General features: G+C 38.3%; 14 protein-coding genes. 2 read left to right on the top strand and 12 right to left on the bottom strand.

The genetic code is table 11. From position 1 onward, the window contains the following. Positions 1 to 1,020: 1,020 nt before the first annotated feature. The 5 genes from AABB81_RS02650 to AABB81_RS02630 form a co-directional block, all read right to left on the bottom strand. Positions 1,021 to 2,076: an NAD(P)-dependent alcohol dehydrogenase gene (locus AABB81_RS02650; protein WP_342159639.1), complete on the bottom strand. Its 1,056-nt coding sequence runs from the start codon at positions 2,074 to 2,076 to the stop codon at positions 1,021 to 1,023. A 106-nt stretch (positions 2,077 to 2,182) separates the two neighbouring features. Beyond that, a complete protein-coding gene (locus AABB81_RS02645) occupies positions 2,183 to 3,835 on the bottom strand; it encodes a M28 family peptidase (protein WP_342158412.1) in 1,653 nt (550 codons plus the stop codon). Between the two features lie 129 nt (positions 3,836 to 3,964). Further along, on the bottom strand, positions 3,965 to 4,792 hold the full coding sequence (locus AABB81_RS02640) for an FKBP-type peptidyl-prolyl cis-trans isomerase (RefSeq protein ID WP_342158411.1): 828 nt from the start codon (positions 4,790 to 4,792) through the stop codon (positions 3,965 to 3,967). Between the two features lie 175 nt (positions 4,793 to 4,967). Further along, a complete protein-coding gene (locus AABB81_RS02635) occupies positions 4,968 to 5,159 on the bottom strand; it encodes a cold-shock protein (protein WP_342159637.1) in 192 nt (63 codons plus the stop codon). A gap of 74 nt (positions 5,160 to 5,233) precedes the next feature. After that, positions 5,234 to 6,196, bottom strand: coding sequence for a fatty acid desaturase family protein (locus tag AABB81_RS02630; RefSeq protein WP_342158410.1), 963 nt, complete (start codon positions 6,194 to 6,196; stop codon positions 5,234 to 5,236). A gap of 525 nt (positions 6,197 to 6,721) precedes the next feature. On the opposite strand from AABB81_RS02630, the gene AABB81_RS02625 reads away from it, so the two are divergent. Then, entirely contained in the window at positions 6,722 to 7,546 is an 825-nt protein-coding gene (locus AABB81_RS02625; RefSeq protein ID WP_342158409.1) for a DUF1853 family protein, read from the top strand. 75 nt (positions 7,547 to 7,621) lie between these two features. Here the strand turns inward: AABB81_RS02625 and AABB81_RS02620 are convergent, their stop codons facing one another. After that, on the bottom strand, positions 7,622 to 7,987 hold the full coding sequence (locus AABB81_RS02620) for a dihydroorotase (RefSeq protein WP_342158408.1): 366 nt from the start codon (positions 7,985 to 7,987) through the stop codon (positions 7,622 to 7,624). 264 nt (positions 7,988 to 8,251) lie between these two features. Between AABB81_RS02620 and AABB81_RS02615 the strand changes: the two genes are divergently transcribed. Beyond that, the gene (locus AABB81_RS02615) at positions 8,252 to 10,444 is read left to right on the top strand and encodes an amino acid permease (RefSeq protein ID WP_342158407.1); all 2,193 of its coding nucleotides are present in this window, start codon (positions 8,252 to 8,254) and stop codon (positions 10,442 to 10,444) included. Positions 10,445 to 10,467: 23 nt separating this feature from the next. On the opposite strand, the gene AABB81_RS02610 is transcribed toward AABB81_RS02615, so the two are convergent. From AABB81_RS02610 to AABB81_RS02585, 6 genes are all read right to left on the bottom strand, one after another. After that, positions 10,468 to 12,645: a DUF5916 domain-containing protein gene (locus AABB81_RS02610; protein WP_342158406.1), complete on the bottom strand. Its 2,178-nt coding sequence runs from the start codon at positions 12,643 to 12,645 to the stop codon at positions 10,468 to 10,470. Positions 12,646 to 12,907: 262 nt separating this feature from the next. Beyond that, on the bottom strand, positions 12,908 to 13,363 hold the full coding sequence (locus tag AABB81_RS02605; protein WP_342158405.1) for a cold-shock protein: 456 nt from the start codon (positions 13,361 to 13,363) through the stop codon (positions 12,908 to 12,910). A gap of 107 nt (positions 13,364 to 13,470) precedes the next feature. Further along, positions 13,471 to 14,772 (bottom strand): MFS transporter, encoded by a 1,302-nt coding sequence (locus tag AABB81_RS02600; protein ID WP_342158404.1) that lies wholly within the window; start codon positions 14,770 to 14,772, stop codon positions 13,471 to 13,473. A gap of 71 nt (positions 14,773 to 14,843) precedes the next feature. After that, a complete protein-coding gene (locus AABB81_RS02595) occupies positions 14,844 to 16,106 on the bottom strand; it encodes a cation:proton antiporter (protein WP_342158403.1) in 1,263 nt (420 codons plus the stop codon). A 244-nt stretch (positions 16,107 to 16,350) separates the two neighbouring features. Beyond that, complete coding sequence (locus tag AABB81_RS02590) at positions 16,351 to 17,802, bottom strand: RtcB family protein (RefSeq protein WP_342158402.1); 1,452 nt, start codon at positions 17,800 to 17,802, stop codon at positions 16,351 to 16,353. Continuing rightward, on the bottom strand, positions 17,802 to 18,215 hold the full coding sequence (locus AABB81_RS02585) for an archease (protein ID WP_342158401.1): 414 nt from the start codon (positions 18,213 to 18,215) through the stop codon (positions 17,802 to 17,804). The genes AABB81_RS02590 and AABB81_RS02585 overlap by 1 nt, the downstream gene beginning before the upstream one ends. Between the last annotated feature and the right edge of the window lie 94 nt (positions 18,216 to 18,309).

Raw genomic sequence — 18,309 nt, 5'->3', positions numbered from 1 at the left:
ATTCACGAACACTTAAAACAATATTAATGAGTGAGTAAATACGGAATATGAAATTTAATTAGGATTATTAGAATCAAATCCCATAGAACAATTGTAGTATTTCCCGTATAGCGACTGAAAGGCGCTATTTGACATAATATCAGATATGGTAGCTTCAGCTCCATATCGGCGATGATATTATGTTAAAGGTGAAATGCGAGATGAAAAAAATAATTTAGGAATACTTGAATTCGTGAGTGCATGAATGAATTCAAATCTCAGCTGTTGAATTTTATAGAACAATTGTAGTATTGCTGACGTGCAGTGACTCAATCCTCAGAAACATTATAGTTGGTAGAACAATTCGAAATTCAGAGTTCCCTGTTCGACATTCGATATTCAAAAGCATAATGCTTCAATGCTTGAAATCGAACCTGCCTGCCGGCAAGCAGGGGTTCAGCGGAGCTAATGAGTGAATAATTTAAATTTCTTTACCGCTTGGAAAGTTTAGTCCAATCAACATTTATATTTTAATCTAATTTTTATCTTTTGTCTTGATACAAAAGATAGAAAAATCAAGACTGCAATTGAATTAACAGCCCTTTCTTTATAAATACAAAGTGCGGTTGGGTGATTTCCTTGAGCGTCTCTGCGGAACTTCCCAATCTTACTAAGTATTTATTTTGAAAGTTCTGCCATTTCAATTGATGTCGGGTTTAAATCGATATTCATTTTTCAAAATGCTACAATGCTTGAATGTGTGCAATCTAACAAGCCTGTCTTTCTGGAGGCAGGTTCGATTTATTGATTTCCAGAACCTCCTTTATAAACCGTCATTTCCAATAAGTCGTATTGGTCAGCAATTTTTACCGGCTCCGCAGTTTTACCATTTTTTAAGTGTTTATCAAAAAATGCGCACACCCTCACACATTGCCATATCAAAGCCATAGCAACAAAAAGGCATTAAATTGCATTTCGTTCACAATTACAGGTAAATAGCCAAATACCTTTAACTAATTCATCTCCAGAGGCCTGGATGCATCATTGTTTTAGGGATTTCATATCGATGACGAACCGATAATGCACATCACTTTTAAGCATCCGTTCATAGGCTTCATTAATATCCTGAATATTGATCACTTCAACATCCGAAGTAATGTTGTGTTTTCCACAGAAATCCAGTAATTCCTGAGTCTCTGCAATTCCTCCAATCAATGATCCTGCAACCGACTTACGCCCCATGATCATGGGTACAGTCATCAGCATCGGATCAAGGGGTCCGAGATACCCTACGACAACCAGGGTTCCGTCTGTGTTTAAGGTATTGACATAAGGATTCAGGTCATGCGCATAGGGAACTGTATCAATAATGACATCAAAACGACCCATGGCTTTTTCCATTTGATCTTCCTTGGTGGATATAATGACCTCATCCGCACCTAAAGCTTTGGCGTCTTCTATCTTTCCGGCTGATCTTGAAAACAAGGTGACGTGTGCACCAAGTGCATGAGCCAATTTAATGGCCATATGACCCAAACCTCCTAAGCCAACAACGGCTACCTTACTGTCCTTTCCAACATTCCAGTGCTTCAATGGTGACCAGGTTGTTATTCCTGCACATAAAACTGGCGCGATACCTGCCTGATCAAGATTTTCAGGCACTCGCAATACAAATGCTTCATCTACAACAATGGTTTCTGAATAACCACCATGTGTCGGGGAATTTAAATGTTTGTCAAAACCCCCATAAGTACCAACCCACTCCGGACAATATTGTTCTAAATCATCTTTACAGTTCTGGCAGGTTCTGCATGAATCGACTAAACATCCAACAGCGACCAATTCCCCTAATTTATACTTTGTGACCCCAGAGCCTACGTTGGTTACCCTGCCTACAATTTCATGACCGGGTACCACGGGATATTGCGTCATGCCCCAGTCGTTGCGAGCAAAATGCAAATCGGAATGACAGACACCGCAATAAAGAATATCGATCTCTATATCATTTGCCGTAACCAGACGCCTGTTAATGTTGAATTGTTTTAAATCGGCTTGTGCAGATTCTGTTCCGTATGCTTTTACTGTTTTGGTATCCATCATATTTATGTTTAGATTGTTTAGAATAATTAATTAGTGATGTAAAATTTACAAAAACTAAATCAAAAAATCAAATAATGTCAAAATAAAGGCAGAAATTCAAATTTTATTTCTCAAATTTCTTAAAAAAGGAGTCTTCATTCCAGGATGGTTTTTCGGCTGCGACATTGATCAGGTAACTGTTCATAAACTGCAGTCTTACATAGGTTTTTGCAGCATCAAAATTAAACGTTTCATCGTTTAATTCGTCTGAAGGTTTATGATAATGCAGTTTTGTAAACGCCTTGATCACAGAATCCAGGCCCGTTTCTGAACTTTCTGTTTTTAAGCCATATTTCATGCGTAAGGCAGGAATGCCTTCTAAGACAAAATTCAAATTATCGCTTCGTACAAACCTGACTTCCTCAGGGGCATGGTCGGGATCTATGCTTAAATTTAACTGCTGTGTCGACCTTTCAACAACTTCCATAATACTGCTTTGCTCCGCTCCCAGGGGTTCTACCGACAATATGGGTGCAATTAAAGTGGGCATATCGGTATTGACATTGGCTATGATTTTTTGTTGATCAACCGGTGGGTTTACAGCAAGGTACTTTGACCCCAATAAGCCCATTTCTTCGGCGGTAACAGCCGCAAAAATCACCGAACGTTTTGGTTTTGAAGGCAAATTACTGTACAAACGGGCAATTTCAATCATCGCACTTATTCCTGAAGCATTATCGTGAGCACCGTTATATATAGAATCACCATCAATGGCTTTACCAATACCGATATGATCTAAATGGGCCGTATGAACAATATATTCATCTTTTAACTCCCCTCCTTCTAACAGCCCCAGAACATTGGCGCTATCAAATTCTATGAACTTTGATACGACTTTACCGCTTAATTGAACATTTGCAGACGGCTGATCCAGTGCAGCAGCATTTTCTCTGTAATTTTTCCAGTTTTCATCGCTGATCCCTGTGAGTTCTGATAAAAAAGACTCACTAACAAATCCGCCAAATTTTAAATGATCCCCAAAATCAGACCTTCCCAATGCCTTCCCGTCAGGCATTAAAACACTATGGATACCTCGCTGCGACATCCTGTCGTAAATACCTTTAAAACGATTGCTATCGCCTGGCATTACAAACAAAACACCTTCTGCCCCCAATCGATCCAGTGTTTGTATTTTCGTCACTGTATTGCTAAGATAAGCTCTTTCACTGGCAGGTAAAGTACTGGGTCCACCGAGAAACACGACCGCAATTTTTCCTTTTACGTCAAGGTTTTCAAAGTCGTTAAAGCCATATTCAGGTGCTTGTATGGCAAACCCGGCCATGACAAGATCTCCTGAAAATTCACTTTCTTTTTCATTGGCATTTCCAAGAAAAAAATAATCTGTACCCACTTGCAGACTATCCTTGCCATTTGAAATCATAAAAGATTGTGCAGTGTCAATTGTAGAGTTTCGTAATATCAATGTTTGATAATACGTGCTTCCCTCCTTGTTTCCAAAGGGTGTAATTCCCAGCTCTTTATATCGATCAGCCACATATGCCATCGCTATATCGTATTCAGGAGTGCCCGGAAGTCTTCCTTTGAGGCTGTCATTAGCAAGTACAGCAATATGGTACCTGATATCCTCAGCTTGCACTGATTCTGAAAATTTGGCTAAATTTTGATCGCTTAATACAGTTTCTTTTTTTTCGCAACCAGTAAAAAAAAGAAGGCCCAGGCAAAAAATCAGGCAAGTGTTTTTTCTTGATAAAATCATGGTTTGGGTTTTAAATCTTGCCTTAAATATAGAGAATAACATAAAACCCTGAGTTAAAAACAATAACTAAGTGTTAACAACTGAGATTTTCAAAAAAACACAAACTTAAAAACCGGAATTTTCCTGCTCTTAATTGACCGATTTTAAATTGACGTCAAAAATCAGTACGGCACCACCTGGAATGGATTGACTGCCAAACCTCCCATAGGCTAATGATGACGGCACCAATAATATACCACTGCCACCTTCTTTAAAATACTGTATTCCTTCTGTCCAACCGGGAATTACCCCATTTAAGTTAAAGGAGATTCCGTCAGCATCACTTTCGTCGAAAACAGTATCATCGGTAAAATATCCTTTATAAGCCACCGTTACGTTTGAACTTTCTAGCGGTTGAGCACCGGTTCCGGGTTCATCAATAACATAAAATAATCCCGTATCAGATTCTGTGGCGTTTAAATTGTTAGATGAGGCATAATCAAGAATTTCCTCCTTGTTTTCTACATCCCAGTCAATCACTTCAATATCAAATATAAGAACCGATCCACCAGGTACCCCATTGTAGTTGTTACTGCCATAAGCTAAATGAGAAGGGATCAGCAGCATGCCACTACCACCTTCTCGAAAATACTGAAGACCCTCTGTCCAACCCGGGATAACCTGCTGCAGATTGATCGATATACCGTTATCAGTATTTTGGTCAAGGATGGTTCCGTTGGTATAATACCCTTTATACCTTACAGAAACATCTGATGAAGCTGTGATCTCTGCTCCTTCTCCTTCTTCATCAATAATATAATACAGGCCTGTATTTGATCTTGTAGCATCTAAACCATTGTTTGCGATATAATCGACTATTTCCTGCTCATTTGCTGCTCTGAAATCTTTCGGAGCGGAGTCGTCATCGTTACATGAAATGAAAAGAACAACGAATAAGGTGATAAATAATGATTTCATTTGATAGTTTTTTTATAATTACGGCGGCAAATATACCTAATTACATCTCTTATTCATTTAAAAATGTGTTAAAAAGCATGGACGATATCAACCTCTTTTTCGTTTAGGGATAAAGTATCTAAAACAAAAAAAACCATCATTGCTGATGGTTTTCTTTATACAGGATTGCGTTGATTTATATCACGCTCACGTTAACGGCGCTTAAACCCTTTTCGCCTTTTTCTACGTCAAACTTTACTTTGTCGTCTTCTCTGATATCTTCATTTAGATTTGATGTATGAACAAAAATTTCTTCCTCTGAATCATTGATTTTAATAAAACCAAATCCTTTTGAACTGTTGAAAAATTTTACTGTACCTTCTTTCATAATATTTACTTTTTTTGTGTTGATTAATTTATGTATAAATTGTTTTATCATTATTTCTGTTTTTTTATTTCTTTTTATAAATTGCTGATTATTGGCTTTTTACCCAGCACACGAAGCATCTTGATATGATCTATGATGGCGTGGGCCATACTTTTTTTTACGTGATAAGGCATACCGAATTCTCTCGCCGTATCGGCTACTATGTTGGTTAAACTTTTATAATGCACGTGGCACACATCAGGAAGCACATGGTGTTCAACTTGATAATTTAAACCCCCTATCAGCCAAAATAACAATTTACTCTTTGGCGAGAAATTGGTTGTCGTTGCAAATTGATGTCCATACCAATTTTCATTCATCATACCCTTTTCGTCGGGCATTGGAAATTTATTTGCAGGCATAATATGTGCTATCTGGAATACTACGCTTATCAAAAGTCCGGTAACAACATGCATGCTTAAAAATGCCAATACAATTAATGACCATTTTTGAGGCAGCATCACCAGCGGTAACACCAGGGCATAACTATAATAAAACATTTTCCAGGCGGTCATCTTAACCAAGGCTTTTTGATACGCGTGTTTTTCGCTTAAAAAACCCATATCCTTATATCTTTTCAGGCGCACAAAATCTTTGGAGGTTATCCATGATACCGTTGACATACCATAAAAGAACCAAATATAAATATGTTGGAACCGGTGCATCCAATAATGTTTGGCATGAGGTGAAAACCGCAACACCAAAGGGGGGCTTATATCATCATCGGCCTTATCAATATTGGTATAGGTATGATGTAATACATTGTGCTGGATTTTCCAAACATCTGCATTGGCTCCAATTAAATTTAATGTATAGCCTAAAAGTTTATTGGTTTTTTTGTTTTTTGAATAAGAACCGTGAATGGCATCATGCATAACACCCATGCCTATTCCTGCCATTCCCAGTCCACTTGTAATATACAAGGAGAAAAGAAGAAAAGTCGATGTTACAATACCCGAAGAAAGAATCATTAAGGGTGCAAAAAATAAGGTCATCATAAAAACCGTCTTTACAACCATATTTGAGTTGGCATTTCGACTCTTATTATTGGTTTTAAAATAAACATTTACCCTGTTTCTCAGCGTTTTTGAAAAGTCGGGATGAATGGATCTTGAAAATTTTGGATTATCGATGTAATTATATATTTTGATTGTTCCTCTAAGGCAATAGCATAAAACTCCATCAAGAGACTATGTATGTTTACCCACATGTTTGTTGTTGAAATGCAGCTCTATTATCAATACGAACGATTGAGCATCTAACAATACCATTAAAAAAATGAAGAAAGCAAACGGTTTGATTACAATTAAACCCAACTAAAAAAAGAAAGCTGTCTAAAAATACTTAACCCTACAAAGGTAGACTAAATAAGCTTTGGTATTTTTAATTATTTGTTAAAGAATTGAAGATCAAATTATATACCAGTTTACAGGGGGTCATAATAAAATATAGCTGAATATTTCTGAACTTTATTTTTAGCAGATATTCTGACAAGTACTGCAAATCACATACTTTAGCAATTCATGGAATCAACGTCTAAGCATATCCAACTACAGTATCAAGGTTATCTCAATACTCCCTTACTTTGGCAAAAGCAAAGGATTTATGGCTTAGCTCAACTGGAACTCCCCGGCCTGCTTGTGCATCGTTTTAATAAAACCATTTCAGAAAATTTACTTTTAGGAAAACGCGTAGAACAATTTGTAATTGATGAATTACAACAACACGAGAACATTAAAATTCTTTTGGAAAATTTTCAGATACAGAACGAAAAAATAACGATTGGTGAAATAGACTGCCTGCTGCAGCAGGATGACATTCCGATTCATTTGGAAATCATTTACAAATTTTACCTGTTTGACGCTAACCTTGGCAACAGTGAAATAGACCATTGGACGGGTCCAAACAGGAAAGATACGTTAGTTCAAAAACTCAATAAATTAAGGGATAAACAATTACCTGTACTTTATAATGAACATGCAAAACCCTTTTTAGATCGTTTGCGTATACATTCAGATGACGTGCTTCAAAGGGTTCTTTTTAAAGCCCAGTTATTTGCACCCTACCGAACAAATGTCAATTTCGACTTGGTCAACAGTCAATGCTTAAAAGGATTTTACATTCATTATTCCGAAACCCAACAGTTTTCACTTTGTAAGTTCCACATTCCGGTTAAAGTCGATTGGTTATTAGAAGTGCATACAAAGGTAGATTGGATCAGCTATGATCAATTTATAAAAAATATAGCACCCATCCTCAATGAAAAAAAAGCCCCTCTGTGCTGGATAAAATTTCCAAATGGCAACATTCAAAAGTTTTTCGTTGTTTGGTGGACTTCATCCACTTGATGTAAAATAAAAAAATATGGCCTGTTTCAAGAACCCTAAAAAAGAAATGACTCTATGTAAAACTCGTAAAATTCCTTAGTTAATCCTTAATAATTCCTTTTTTCTAAGGGCTTCATTAATATCTGCAGTTACATATTTGTGACTGTTAAAAAAGAACTTTTCAGACGCTAATTTAATGGTTGCCACTGCAGTTCCATCCTTTTTTTCTTTTATTGCTGTAACTTCTACCTTTTCCCCTATCATATTCTTGTAATTAGCAATCCCTCCTTTTTTTATAATAAAGTTGGTTCTGGGGAAATCAATGGATGTATACTTATTGTCAGGAACTTCTCCTAAAGTAAAAACATCTCCAACATGAATGCCTGAATCAGCACTTTGGGAATATACTACAGCCGAAAAAAAACTCATTAAAAGAGCTAATAAAATTTTAGTCTTCATCATAAAAAGATTTACGTTAATGCTGTTATAAATATAATTAATAAGAAGGAAATTATCAATAGTAAACGAGAAAATATTACTGTAAAAAAGCGATTTCAGGGTAGTAATCTAACTCATGAAAGATAAAGCTATTTCGCATATAAAAACAACAAGCATATGCAAGATCACTGTTTCGGTTTTTTTAAATAATATGGTTCAAGTTGAATTAAAAAAAATTTATTCATTTAAATTAGTAAATTCATACTACAAATTAGCCAGGTCCTGACCATGAATAACGAACCAAAATCAATAAAAAAATTCGGAACCTTTGGAGGTGTTTTTACGCCTACCCTGCTTACCATACTGGGTGTTATCATGTACCTTCGCCTGGGTTGGGTAGTAGGTAATGCGGGGCTTCTCGGAGCCTGGTTGATCATTGTAATTTCGTTTTTGATCACGCTTTGTACGGCGCTTTCCATGTCGGCCATAACCACGAATATACGCATAGGGGCAGGCGGTGCCTATGCCATTGTTTCACAGGCACTGGGCCTGGAAGTTGGGGGAAGCCTGGGAATCCCCAGGTATATTTCACAAGGTTTGGCTGTCACGATGTATATTTTTGGTTTCAGAGAGGGATGGTTAGGTATTTTCCCTGACCATAATGCGTTTTTAGTTGATATCATTGTGTTTACAGTTCTTTTTACCATTGCGTACATCAGTGCAAACCTGGCCATTAAAACCCAGTTCATCATTATGGGTATTATTGTATTATCATTGATTTCAATTGTTGCTGCGGCTTATAATGGCTCTATGCAAATCCCTACAAGCGAGGCTTTGAGGTGGGGATCTTTCAAGGGTTCCATTGAAAACGGATTTACCGGCAGTAATTTTTGGGTCGTGTTTGCCGTATTCTTTCCGGCCGCCACAGGCATCATGGCAGGTGCAAATATGTCCGGGGAACTGGAACACCCAAAGCGAAGTATCCCCAGCGGGACGCTTTGGGCGATTGGGGTAAGTTTTGTTATTTATATGCTCCTGGCCTTCTGGATTGCCAGAAGTGCATCAGAAAGTGAATTACTCAATGACTACTATATCATGGTTGATAAGGCCTATTACGGGCCTATGATCATTGCAGGGATATTGGGCGCCACTTTTTCTTCGGCCCTTGCCTCGATTGTGGGATCGTCCAGGATCCTGTTTGCCATGGGCGAACACAAGGTCCTGCCCTATTCTAATTTTTTACACGGGCAAAGTAAAAACGGTCAGCCCAGAAATGCGATGCTGGTGACGGGAATCTTGATTTTTTTGACCTTACTGCTGAGAAATATCAATGCTGTGGCCCCATTGGTGACACTGTTCTTTTTGATTACTTATGCCATGATCAATATTGTGGTTATCATTGAGCAGAACCTGGGATTAATAAGCTATCGGCCGGTCTTTAAAATTCATAAATGGGTACCCTGGTTCGGGCTTTTATCTTCAGTCTTTGCCATGTTTATTATCAACCCTTCTGTTAGTTTGATCTCTATCATGATCGTTCTGATGGTGTATTGGTATTTGTCCAGGCAAAATCTTGAAACCCCTTTTGAAGATGTCCGTTCCGGCCTTTTTGTTTCGTTTGCCGAATGGGCCGCCAAACATACCTGGGGCATGAAAAAAATGCAACAGCGTGCCTGGAAAGCCAATTTAATGGTCCCCGTGAGGGATGTTAGCGGCTTAAAAGGCAGTTTTGAATTCTTGCGAAATATTGCAAAGCCAAAAGGTTCAATTAAATTGCTGGGTATTGAGCCATTTTCTGAAACAAGTACTTTAGCAGAGGAATTAGAAGGCATTTCGGCCGCTTTTAGACAAAAGGAAGTCTTTTCATCTTCTTCAGTGATTCATACGGATGAATTTGCTAAAGGAATAAACTACGGGAGCCAGGCCCTGCAAGGTGCTTTTTTTAAGCCCAATATTGTTTTTTTGAATATGCAGGATCACGACGACTATGAAAACGAATTAAGACCGGTAATGAAGGAATCCATTCGATTGGAGATTGGAGTGCTTTTATATTTATCGCACCCTACGGCCTTATTAGGCCAGCGGAATACGATTAATGTTTGGGTGAGTGACAGAAAAGGCAATTGGAATTTAGGTTGGGACATAGGAAACCTGGATTTGTCAATTCTTGTGGCCTATAAACTCAAAATGAATTGGGGGGCGCGTATCAGGTTGATTACGGTGGTAAATGATCCTGAAGAGGAAGAAAACGCCAAGGATTTTTTGAAGACATTGACCAATCTTGCGCGCTTGCCGAAAACCTTAAGAGAGGTATTTGTTGGTGACTTCTATGAAGTCGTAAAAAAGGCGCCAACCGCTGACCTGAATATATTTGGGATGGATGAAGACCTCAAATTTGAATTCGTCAAAGAAATGTCAGTAAAGACAAGCAGTTCCTGCCTTTTTGTTAGAGACTCAGGACATGAGAGTATTTTAGCATAAAAAACCAAAGTAACATAGTTCGTTTATTTATTGAACCAATACACCAGTTTAATGGTAAGTGACTGTGTGGTCTGCGACAAAGGTGGCTGCAAATCGTTATACGTATAAACGATAAAAAGGTCTGATGCGGGCTTATAACGCCATTGGAAACGTGAATTTAAATTAAAATTCTTGGTCTGTTCATTGTATTGGAAAAGCGTTGCAAAAAACAATTTGTTGGTAAAAGTAATGTCTGCTTTTGCGCCAACAAGCCAAAATTCGGTTGTGTTCCATGGTGCCGGCATGCTAATATTATTATAACTTACTACTGAGCTAAGACTCACATAGGGTTGAAACCTGTATCCCAATTCATTATTAAGGCTAAACCAGGAACCGTTTTGATAATAGGCACCAACACGGGTTCCTACACTATAGGTAAATAAACTTTGAGGTTTTGAGTTGTAATTCATCCTCAAGGCATTCCAATGGTGCTTTGAACCGGCAGGAAGTTCGGGTTTACCCGTGCCGGTTGGATCAAATGGCTCGAGCAGCTCCACATATTCGTCAATTAAGGTCATTGTAAAAGAACTCCTGTTTCTGAAATTTAAATAATATTGAAGTAAATTTAAATAGTCTGTATTCTTAAAGTCCTCATCAAAGTAATAAATACTGGTCCATTTTGGACCATGACTTAAAATCGTATTGTTCTTTTTTGGGTAAAACAAATAACCCAGGAAAGGGTTAATTTTAAAATAATTATTACGAGGAACAAAGCCTACTTCTGCCCTGTAGTCTTCTCCGACGTATTCCTCCTGAATACCGAAATTCCAGTTTTGGGTTTTATACGCAAGATTGGCTGCCTGGGTAAATCCATTTCCGGTGTCATCCGGTGAAAATGACTTAAAAACAAAAGCCTTTCCTGTCCATAAATTATTGTAGGAAGCTAAATTATATTCCAAACCCAGATTCCGGTTATACTTGGGATACAGATCATAAAATTCATCAGTGTCCTCTGGGTATTTTGTCGATTCTTTATTTACAAATAAAAGCCCGATACTCGACTGGCTAAATACTTTTCTCTGGAAAGAAACCGCTGCGAAATTCTGACTCGGTAAACCGGTATCTTTGTTACTGGCCGTCTGCATATCCATAAGGCCCATGCGCCAATTTTCATTTAAATTACCGCTAAGCCTCACCCCCGCATTTATGGGTATTTCCAGCCCTATTCTCCTTGAAAAGAAAGGACGGATTGTGGCATAACCAAAATTGGCAAACAAATCGGCATTTTCTAAAAAGAATTGTCGTTTTTCAGGGTAAAACAATTCGAAACGATCTAAATTAACAATTTGTTGATCCACTTCAACCTGAGAAAAATCGGGATTTATCGTCAGGTCCAGGTTAAGCGATGAAGACAGTGCAAATTTTACATCCCCACCAATTTTGGTTTCATAATCTGTCTTGTTTCCGTCGATATTGCTACCGTTTACACTTCCCAGTACATAGGGTATTAAAGAAAAATTAACACCTGTTACCGGTGGCGCTTTATCCCATACCAATACGCCTGCATAAGCTAAAGCAGCTGTCGGAAATTGTCTTGGAACGGGTGTCCAGCTCGATTTTTCGCTTGATGTAAGATCCAACCTGCTAAAATTGATACCCCATTCCATAACTCCTTTTTTGTACCGAATGGATTTAAAAGGCACAGCCATTTCCAATACCCATTTATCCTTGTCTCGTTTTACTTCGGAGATCCATTTACTATCCCAGTTAAGGTCTACCGAACTACCATTGTTCATCGTACCATCCCATTGTGCGCCTGCCGCATTCGCCCCGAAAGAAAATCCCGTGGTTTGATTGTTAAACGGGTCTATAAAAATTAAAAAATTATCATTTTTGCCGAAAGAAAAATCACGCCTCAGGGATTCAACAACATAAGCATCAGGAATTGTAGTATAAAAAGTAGCCGCCAAATAAATGTTTTTGGCATCATAGGTCATTCTTACCTCAGAAAGCTGATTGGCCTTGCCTGTATCTTCAGGCAAAACCATAAAGAAATCCCTGGCTACATCTGTTTCTTTCCATGCAGCTTCATCTATGACGCCATCTACGGTAACCGGCGAATTGGTCTCCCGGATATGCAATCGATATGCTGCATTCTTTTTTTGTGCCAGTGCCGGCCAAAAAAAGACCGATACAAACAGCAGGAAAAATATCTTCTCCAAAATTGAGAAGCGAAAATATGTCTTAAAAGGTTGATTTTGTTTCGTGAACTTCTTACAGGCATTTGAACAGCCGTTTGTATAGAAACTATACATATATACAAATTGAATTTAGTATAAATATAGTAAATTCAATTTGACATCAACATCAAGATTATGAAGTATTTTTTCCATTATTTAAAGGCATATTGAGATGCTATTATAAATGGATACAATGATCTAATAATATGATGATTCAGTGCTCGAAATAGGTAAAGGATAGAACTTATTTAAGTAAGGTAACCTTTACAGCATTCATGCCTTTCATGCCTCTTTCAAGTTCGAAGGAAACTTTGTCATTTTCGGCAATTTCATCAATTAAACCGCTCACATGACAAAAATATTTTTCATTGTTTTCTGTATCAATGATAAACCCAAAGCCCTTGGATGAATCAAAAAATGAAACTGAACCTTTTCTTACAGGATCAACTTCTTCCCCTTCTTCAGCTTTTGGAATACTTATTTCAATACTTTTGGCATCAACTTTAATCTTTTTTGAAGGATCCGGAGGCGTATCGGTTAAATGGCCGTTGTGATCTACGTATGCAAATTCAATTCCCTTTTTTCCACTTTCCTTTGCTTCAGCCTTGCGAGCTTCCATTTTTTTTCTCTTATCTTCACGTTTCTTTAAACGCTTTTTCTCCTTTTCACTTTTATTAAATGTTTGTTGTGATTTTGCCATTCGTAATGTAAGATGTTTTATAATTATTTCCCAAAGATATCACTTTTTAAGGCTTTTTGACAGATTATTTTAGAATTTGCAACTTAAATGAGATAAAAAAAGTCTTTTTATTGCGGATTTTTAACTTTATACGACCCTATAAGCAGGAATAAAAGGAAAGCTAATGTCACATAACTAATATAACGATATGACCCCAGGCTGGTAAAACAATAGCTGAACAAACTTGGTGCAACGGCGCTTCCGATAACTAAAAAACTCATGACCTTTCCAGTTATTGCTCCGAGGTGTTTCCTGCCAAAAAACCTTGGCCAGGTTACGGCATTGACTACAGCAAACAAGCCGCCAAATATACCCAAACCGGCCATTAACATATAAACACCAAATGTTTGAGACAGAAACAACAGTCCCAAAGAAGCTAAGACTCCGCTTGCCAACATGATGTAGAGATAGATTTTATGACTGATATAATCACTTAGAATATTACATAAAGTAGACACTGTTATTGCGATAACCGAGATAGGTAAAAAAACCGCAATAGCCTGTGATTTGGAATAATCCTGGCTTGCAAAAATAGATACTACGTGAAAGGTAAATCCCGTTATAAAAAAACTATTGAATGCCAATGCCAAACCAAACATCCAGAACGCCCGTGTTTTTTTTGCCTGTTCCAAACTGAAATTTGATTCAGCTTTTTCAGTTTTTATGGATCTGCGTTTCTTGTGTACCCCATCGGGTTTTAAGTTAAAATCTTCGGGTCTGTTTCGGTACAATTGGATCACCAAAAAACTAAAAATGAATAAGCAGACAGCCAAAATTTGCCAGCTCATTTCCCAACCGTGATCATCGATAAGTTTATTGATAAAAATCGGGGAACTTGAAAACCCCAATGAAACTGTTATACTGCTTATCGAATTGACCTTGCCCCTGTTTTTATCAAACCAAATCATGATCATATTGCGGGATGCCATGGTTAAAACTCCCTGACCACAAAACCTGATAAAGAAAAACAGAATAGTCATCACCACAAAAGGCACCATAAAGGAGTTTAGGCTTAAAATGGATTGAAGGCCTTCACTTATTTCGACAGAAACAGAGAGCAACAGCAGGGATACCCCTAGAAAAAAACTCGCAAAAAAAGCTACATACCGGGCTCCGTAAGCGTCGAATAGCACACCTGCCTTTGCAACAAAAAAAGCACTGAGCAACGTTCCAATCATATAAGCGTTGCTAAACTGATTTCTGCTCAGCCCTAAAGCATCCTTAACAGGATCTGTAAATACCGATACGCCCACAGTCTGGCCGGGAATACTGGCAAGCACGCCTATACTGCCTATGAATAAGACAACGTAGCCATAGAAAAACGGGGCTTTCGCCGGATTAATTAAAGAAAACTTATTTGAATTTGACATCTCAGGTTTTAAGCATTCAAATGTAAAGGATTTCAAGGCATGAACCTGCTAAATATTCATACTTTAAAGAATCAATCGAGGTAAACAGGATCAAGGTTTTTTGTGACTTTTTTTACTAAATGGCCAACTGTAAGCCCCTGTACAAGGATTGAAAAGACAACAACGATGTAGGTAATGACCAAAAACAGATCACGATGCATCTCTTGAGTAAGTCCCAGGGCCAGGGCTATTGAAATTCCTCCACGTAAACCTCCCCAGGTCATGATCAGGTTTGTTCTCGGAACAAAGTCGAGCCGCTTCTCAAAAAATTTCACGGGCAGGATCAAGGATAAATACCTGCAGATCAGCACCACGGGTACGGCGATGATTCCTGCTATAAAATAATTTAATTCAAACGAAAGCACCAACATCTCCATCCCTATTAAAACAAACAAAACCGTGTTCAACAGGATATCTATCAATTCCCAGAATTTATCGACATAACTTTCGGTAATTTTTGACATGGCAGAATTTCTAACCGTATCATTTCCAACCACCAGGCCCGCCGTTACCATGGCTAAGGGTGCCGATAAATGAAATTTATGCGCAAGCACGGTACCACCCATAACCGTGGCAAGGGTAATAATGACTTCAATATCGTAATCATCAATTGATTTCATTAACTTATAGGTAACCCAGCCTAAAACAAGTCCAAGAAAAACACCGCCAAAAACCTCTTGGCTAAACAAAGTGATAATATCCATGGCTTCTACTTTATCACTTCCAAATCGAGCCACGTTATAAATGGTTAAAAAAACAACAACGCCTACGCCATCGTTAAATAAAGATTCACCTACAATTTTGGTTTCAAGTTTTTTAGGGGCACCCGCCTGCTTTAATATACTCAAAACCGCTATTGGATCTGTTGGAGAGATCAAGGCCCCGAATAACAAGCAATATATAAGTTTTATCTCCATCCCTATCAATGGCAAAAGGTAAAACATAGAAAACCCTACTAAAAAAGTTGACAACAATACCCCGGCCGTGGAAAATACAAAAACGGGCCAGCGCTGTACCCTCAATTGAGCGAAGTTTGTATGCAAAGCCCCTGCGAAGAGCAAAAAACTCAGCATAATATCTAAAAGAACTTCTTTAAAATCAATATGGGTAATGATGTATCTTTCGGCATCCAATAAGGCTGAATTGTAATAGCTCAAGGCAAATACGCCAAGCGTGAACAAGATGGTAATCAGCATAAGGCCAATGGTGTTGGGCAACTTTAAATACCTTACATTGATATAACCAAAAACAGCTGAAATACTAACAAGTATAGCAATAATAAAAAAGTAATCCATGGTTTAAATTTTATTCCAAATGCAAGATAGATGAATCCTTTGAATTGTATAAGCCATTTTTTTTAAAAACAGTCAACAAAAGTCTGCAATAAAAATCTCGATACAATTCCCTGATCCTTTTTTAAAAGACAGAATGAATATCCACTTTTATGATTACTTGGATTTGCAAAAAAACGTGCATTACATTAATTGTCTTAAACATTGGTTAGAAATTATGCTTCTCACAGCGGAGTTTTGATAAGGATCATCCTTTTATCACAGCCACTGGCCTTAATTTAGCTACTTTTTTTGCAATTCCTGAAGCTTGTACTGTTTCTACAACGAGGTTTATATCCTTGTAAGCTATGGGAGCTTCTTCTGCGATTCCCCTATACGACCCGGCTTCTAAAAATATGTCCTTTTCCCTTAATTTTTGTTTTAATACCGGGGCGTTAACCTGCTTTTTGGCGGCAGTCCTTGACATTTGTCTTCCGGCCCCATGACAGCAAGAACCAAAAGTCAATTCCCTGCTTTTTGCAGCTCCTGCAAGTATATATGAATATGTTCCCATACTGCCTGGAATAATTACCGGTTGGCCAGCCTCGAGATACTTCTGGGGCAACTCCTTAAACCCAGGTCCAAATGCTCTTGTCGCTCCTTTGCGATGTATAACGACATCCTTTTTGTAGCCTTTGATCGTATAGGTTTCTATTTTGGCAATATTATGTGCTACATCATATAGCAAGTTTAAATTTCCTGCCTTTTCTCCAAAAATATTTTGCCATGCCGTCCTCGCTTCCCAGGAAACAATCTCCCGGTTGCACCAGGCATAATTTGCCGCTGCGCACATGGCTTTGAAATATTGCTGTCCTTCGTCAGAATTAAAAGGAACACAGGCAAGTTCTTTGTCAGGAACCATGATCTCATATTTTGTCATGGCCTGCATCATGATTCTGATATAATCGGTAGCTACCTGATGCCCCAGGCCCCTGGAACCGGTATGAATCAGTATCACGACCTGACCTTTTTTTAAGCCGAATGCATTTGCAACAGTTTGGTCATAGAGTTCCTCTACATAATCTACTTCCACAAAATGATTTCCCGACCCTATGGTGCCCAATTGATCTGTTCCTCTTTTTTTAGCCATGTCTGAAACCATTTCTGGGTCCGCAGGTTCTAATTTCCCCCTGTTTTCGATGAAGTTCAGGTCCTCATGAATTCCATAACCGTTGTCTATGGCCCATTCTGCACCTTGTGTAAGTACCTGATCCATTTGATCGGCAGTAAGTTCTATTTTACCTCCTTTGCCCATCCCGGAAGGAACCTTGGCATATATCTCTTTTGAAAGTGCCTCTACCCTGTCTTTAATGTCATCATAGTTCAATTGGGACATCAGCAGCCTTACCCCGCAGTTGATGTCATAGCCAATTCCTCCCGGCGAAATAACCCCGTCTGGAAGCAGTGTTGCTGCGACTCCACCGATTGGGAAGCCATAGCCTTCGTGGACATCAGGCATAACGAGTGAAGCGTTTTGAATGCCAGACAAGGTGGCTACATTGACAAGTTGGTTAAGTGACCTGTCTTCAATGATGGCATCGAGCAAAGGCTCAAACGCGATGATCCTGGCCGGAACAATCATGTCATTTCTAAAGGATGTTGGAATTTCCCAAAGATAATCCGTCAGTTTGACGATGTCGTCTTTCTTTACTTTTTTCATCAGATATCGAATATGATTATGGTTTCCCAAAGGTTTTTACTGTTTTTCCTTATACGGGCTTCATGGTAGGTCACTGCCTTGATTTCTTCATCAAATTCATTTATCGATTGCCCGTAAAGTTCTGCACTGATTTCAAACGAACTGAAGTGCAGCACCTTCATTTGACAATACAGCGATTTATTTATATAGCTATGTGTCAATGCGTCAGAAAGGAAATCCACCAGCAGGTTGGTCTGGTCATTTGAAATAGTTCTGATGTTTGCAGTGGAATCAAAAGCATTGACATCCTTGCAGATGCCTTCCTTCAGGATATGGTTCATTCCCTTCAAACCGGCCAAAAAGAGTTCCTGCAATGTCTCCCCCTCGATCAACATTCTGATGTCTGCTGTATGTGGAAGGTATTTTATTTTCATTTAACTGATACTTTAATTGAGCCGGGATAATGCGTATCCCTGAAATGATCAAGTAAAGTTATACGTATACTTCTACATCCGCAATGACCTTAAT

The organism is Lutimonas vermicola, from assembly GCF_038433205.1.
In the GTDB taxonomy this organism is placed as follows: domain Bacteria; phylum Bacteroidota; class Bacteroidia; order Flavobacteriales; family Flavobacteriaceae; genus Lutimonas; species Lutimonas vermicola.
This window is presented reverse-complemented; position numbering and strand designations above follow the sequence as displayed.

What these genes read in the sequence shown, in the direction of transcription:
- AABB81_RS02650 (WP_342159639.1), bottom strand. Translation starts at nt 2,076, where the DNA reads ATGGATACCAAAACAGTAAAAGCATACGGAACAGAATCTGCACAAGCC.
- AABB81_RS02645 (WP_342158412.1), bottom strand. Translation starts at nt 3,835, where the DNA reads ATGATTTTATCAAGAAAAAACACTTGCCTGATTTTTTGCCTGGGCCTT.
- AABB81_RS02640 (WP_342158411.1), bottom strand. Translation starts at nt 4,792, where the DNA reads ATGAAATCATTATTTATCACCTTATTCGTTGTTCTTTTCATTTCATGT.
- AABB81_RS02635 (WP_342159637.1), bottom strand. Translation starts at nt 5,159, where the DNA reads ATGAAAGAAGGTACAGTAAAATTTTTCAACAGTTCAAAAGGATTTGGT.
- AABB81_RS02630 (WP_342158410.1), bottom strand. Translation starts at nt 6,196, where the DNA reads ATGATGACCTTATTTTTTGCACCCTTAATGATTCTTTCTTCGGGTATT.
- AABB81_RS02625 (WP_342158409.1), top strand. Translation starts at nt 6,722, where the DNA reads ATGGAATCAACGTCTAAGCATATCCAACTACAGTATCAAGGTTATCTC.
- AABB81_RS02620 (WP_342158408.1), bottom strand. Translation starts at nt 7,987, where the DNA reads ATGATGAAGACTAAAATTTTATTAGCTCTTTTAATGAGTTTTTTTTCG.
- AABB81_RS02615 (WP_342158407.1), top strand. Translation starts at nt 8,252, where the DNA reads ATGAATAACGAACCAAAATCAATAAAAAAATTCGGAACCTTTGGAGGT.
- AABB81_RS02605 (WP_342158405.1), bottom strand. Translation starts at nt 13,363, where the DNA reads ATGGCAAAATCACAACAAACATTTAATAAAAGTGAAAAGGAGAAAAAG.
- AABB81_RS02600 (WP_342158404.1), bottom strand. Translation starts at nt 14,772, where the DNA reads ATGTCAAATTCAAATAAGTTTTCTTTAATTAATCCGGCGAAAGCCCCG.
- AABB81_RS02595 (WP_342158403.1), bottom strand. Translation starts at nt 16,106, where the DNA reads ATGGATTACTTTTTTATTATTGCTATACTTGTTAGTATTTCAGCTGTT.
- AABB81_RS02590 (WP_342158402.1), bottom strand. Translation starts at nt 17,802, where the DNA reads ATGAAAAAAGTAAAGAAAGACGACATCGTCAAACTGACGGATTATCTT.
- AABB81_RS02585 (WP_342158401.1), bottom strand. Translation starts at nt 18,215, where the DNA reads ATGAAAATAAAATACCTTCCACATACAGCAGACATCAGAATGTTGATC.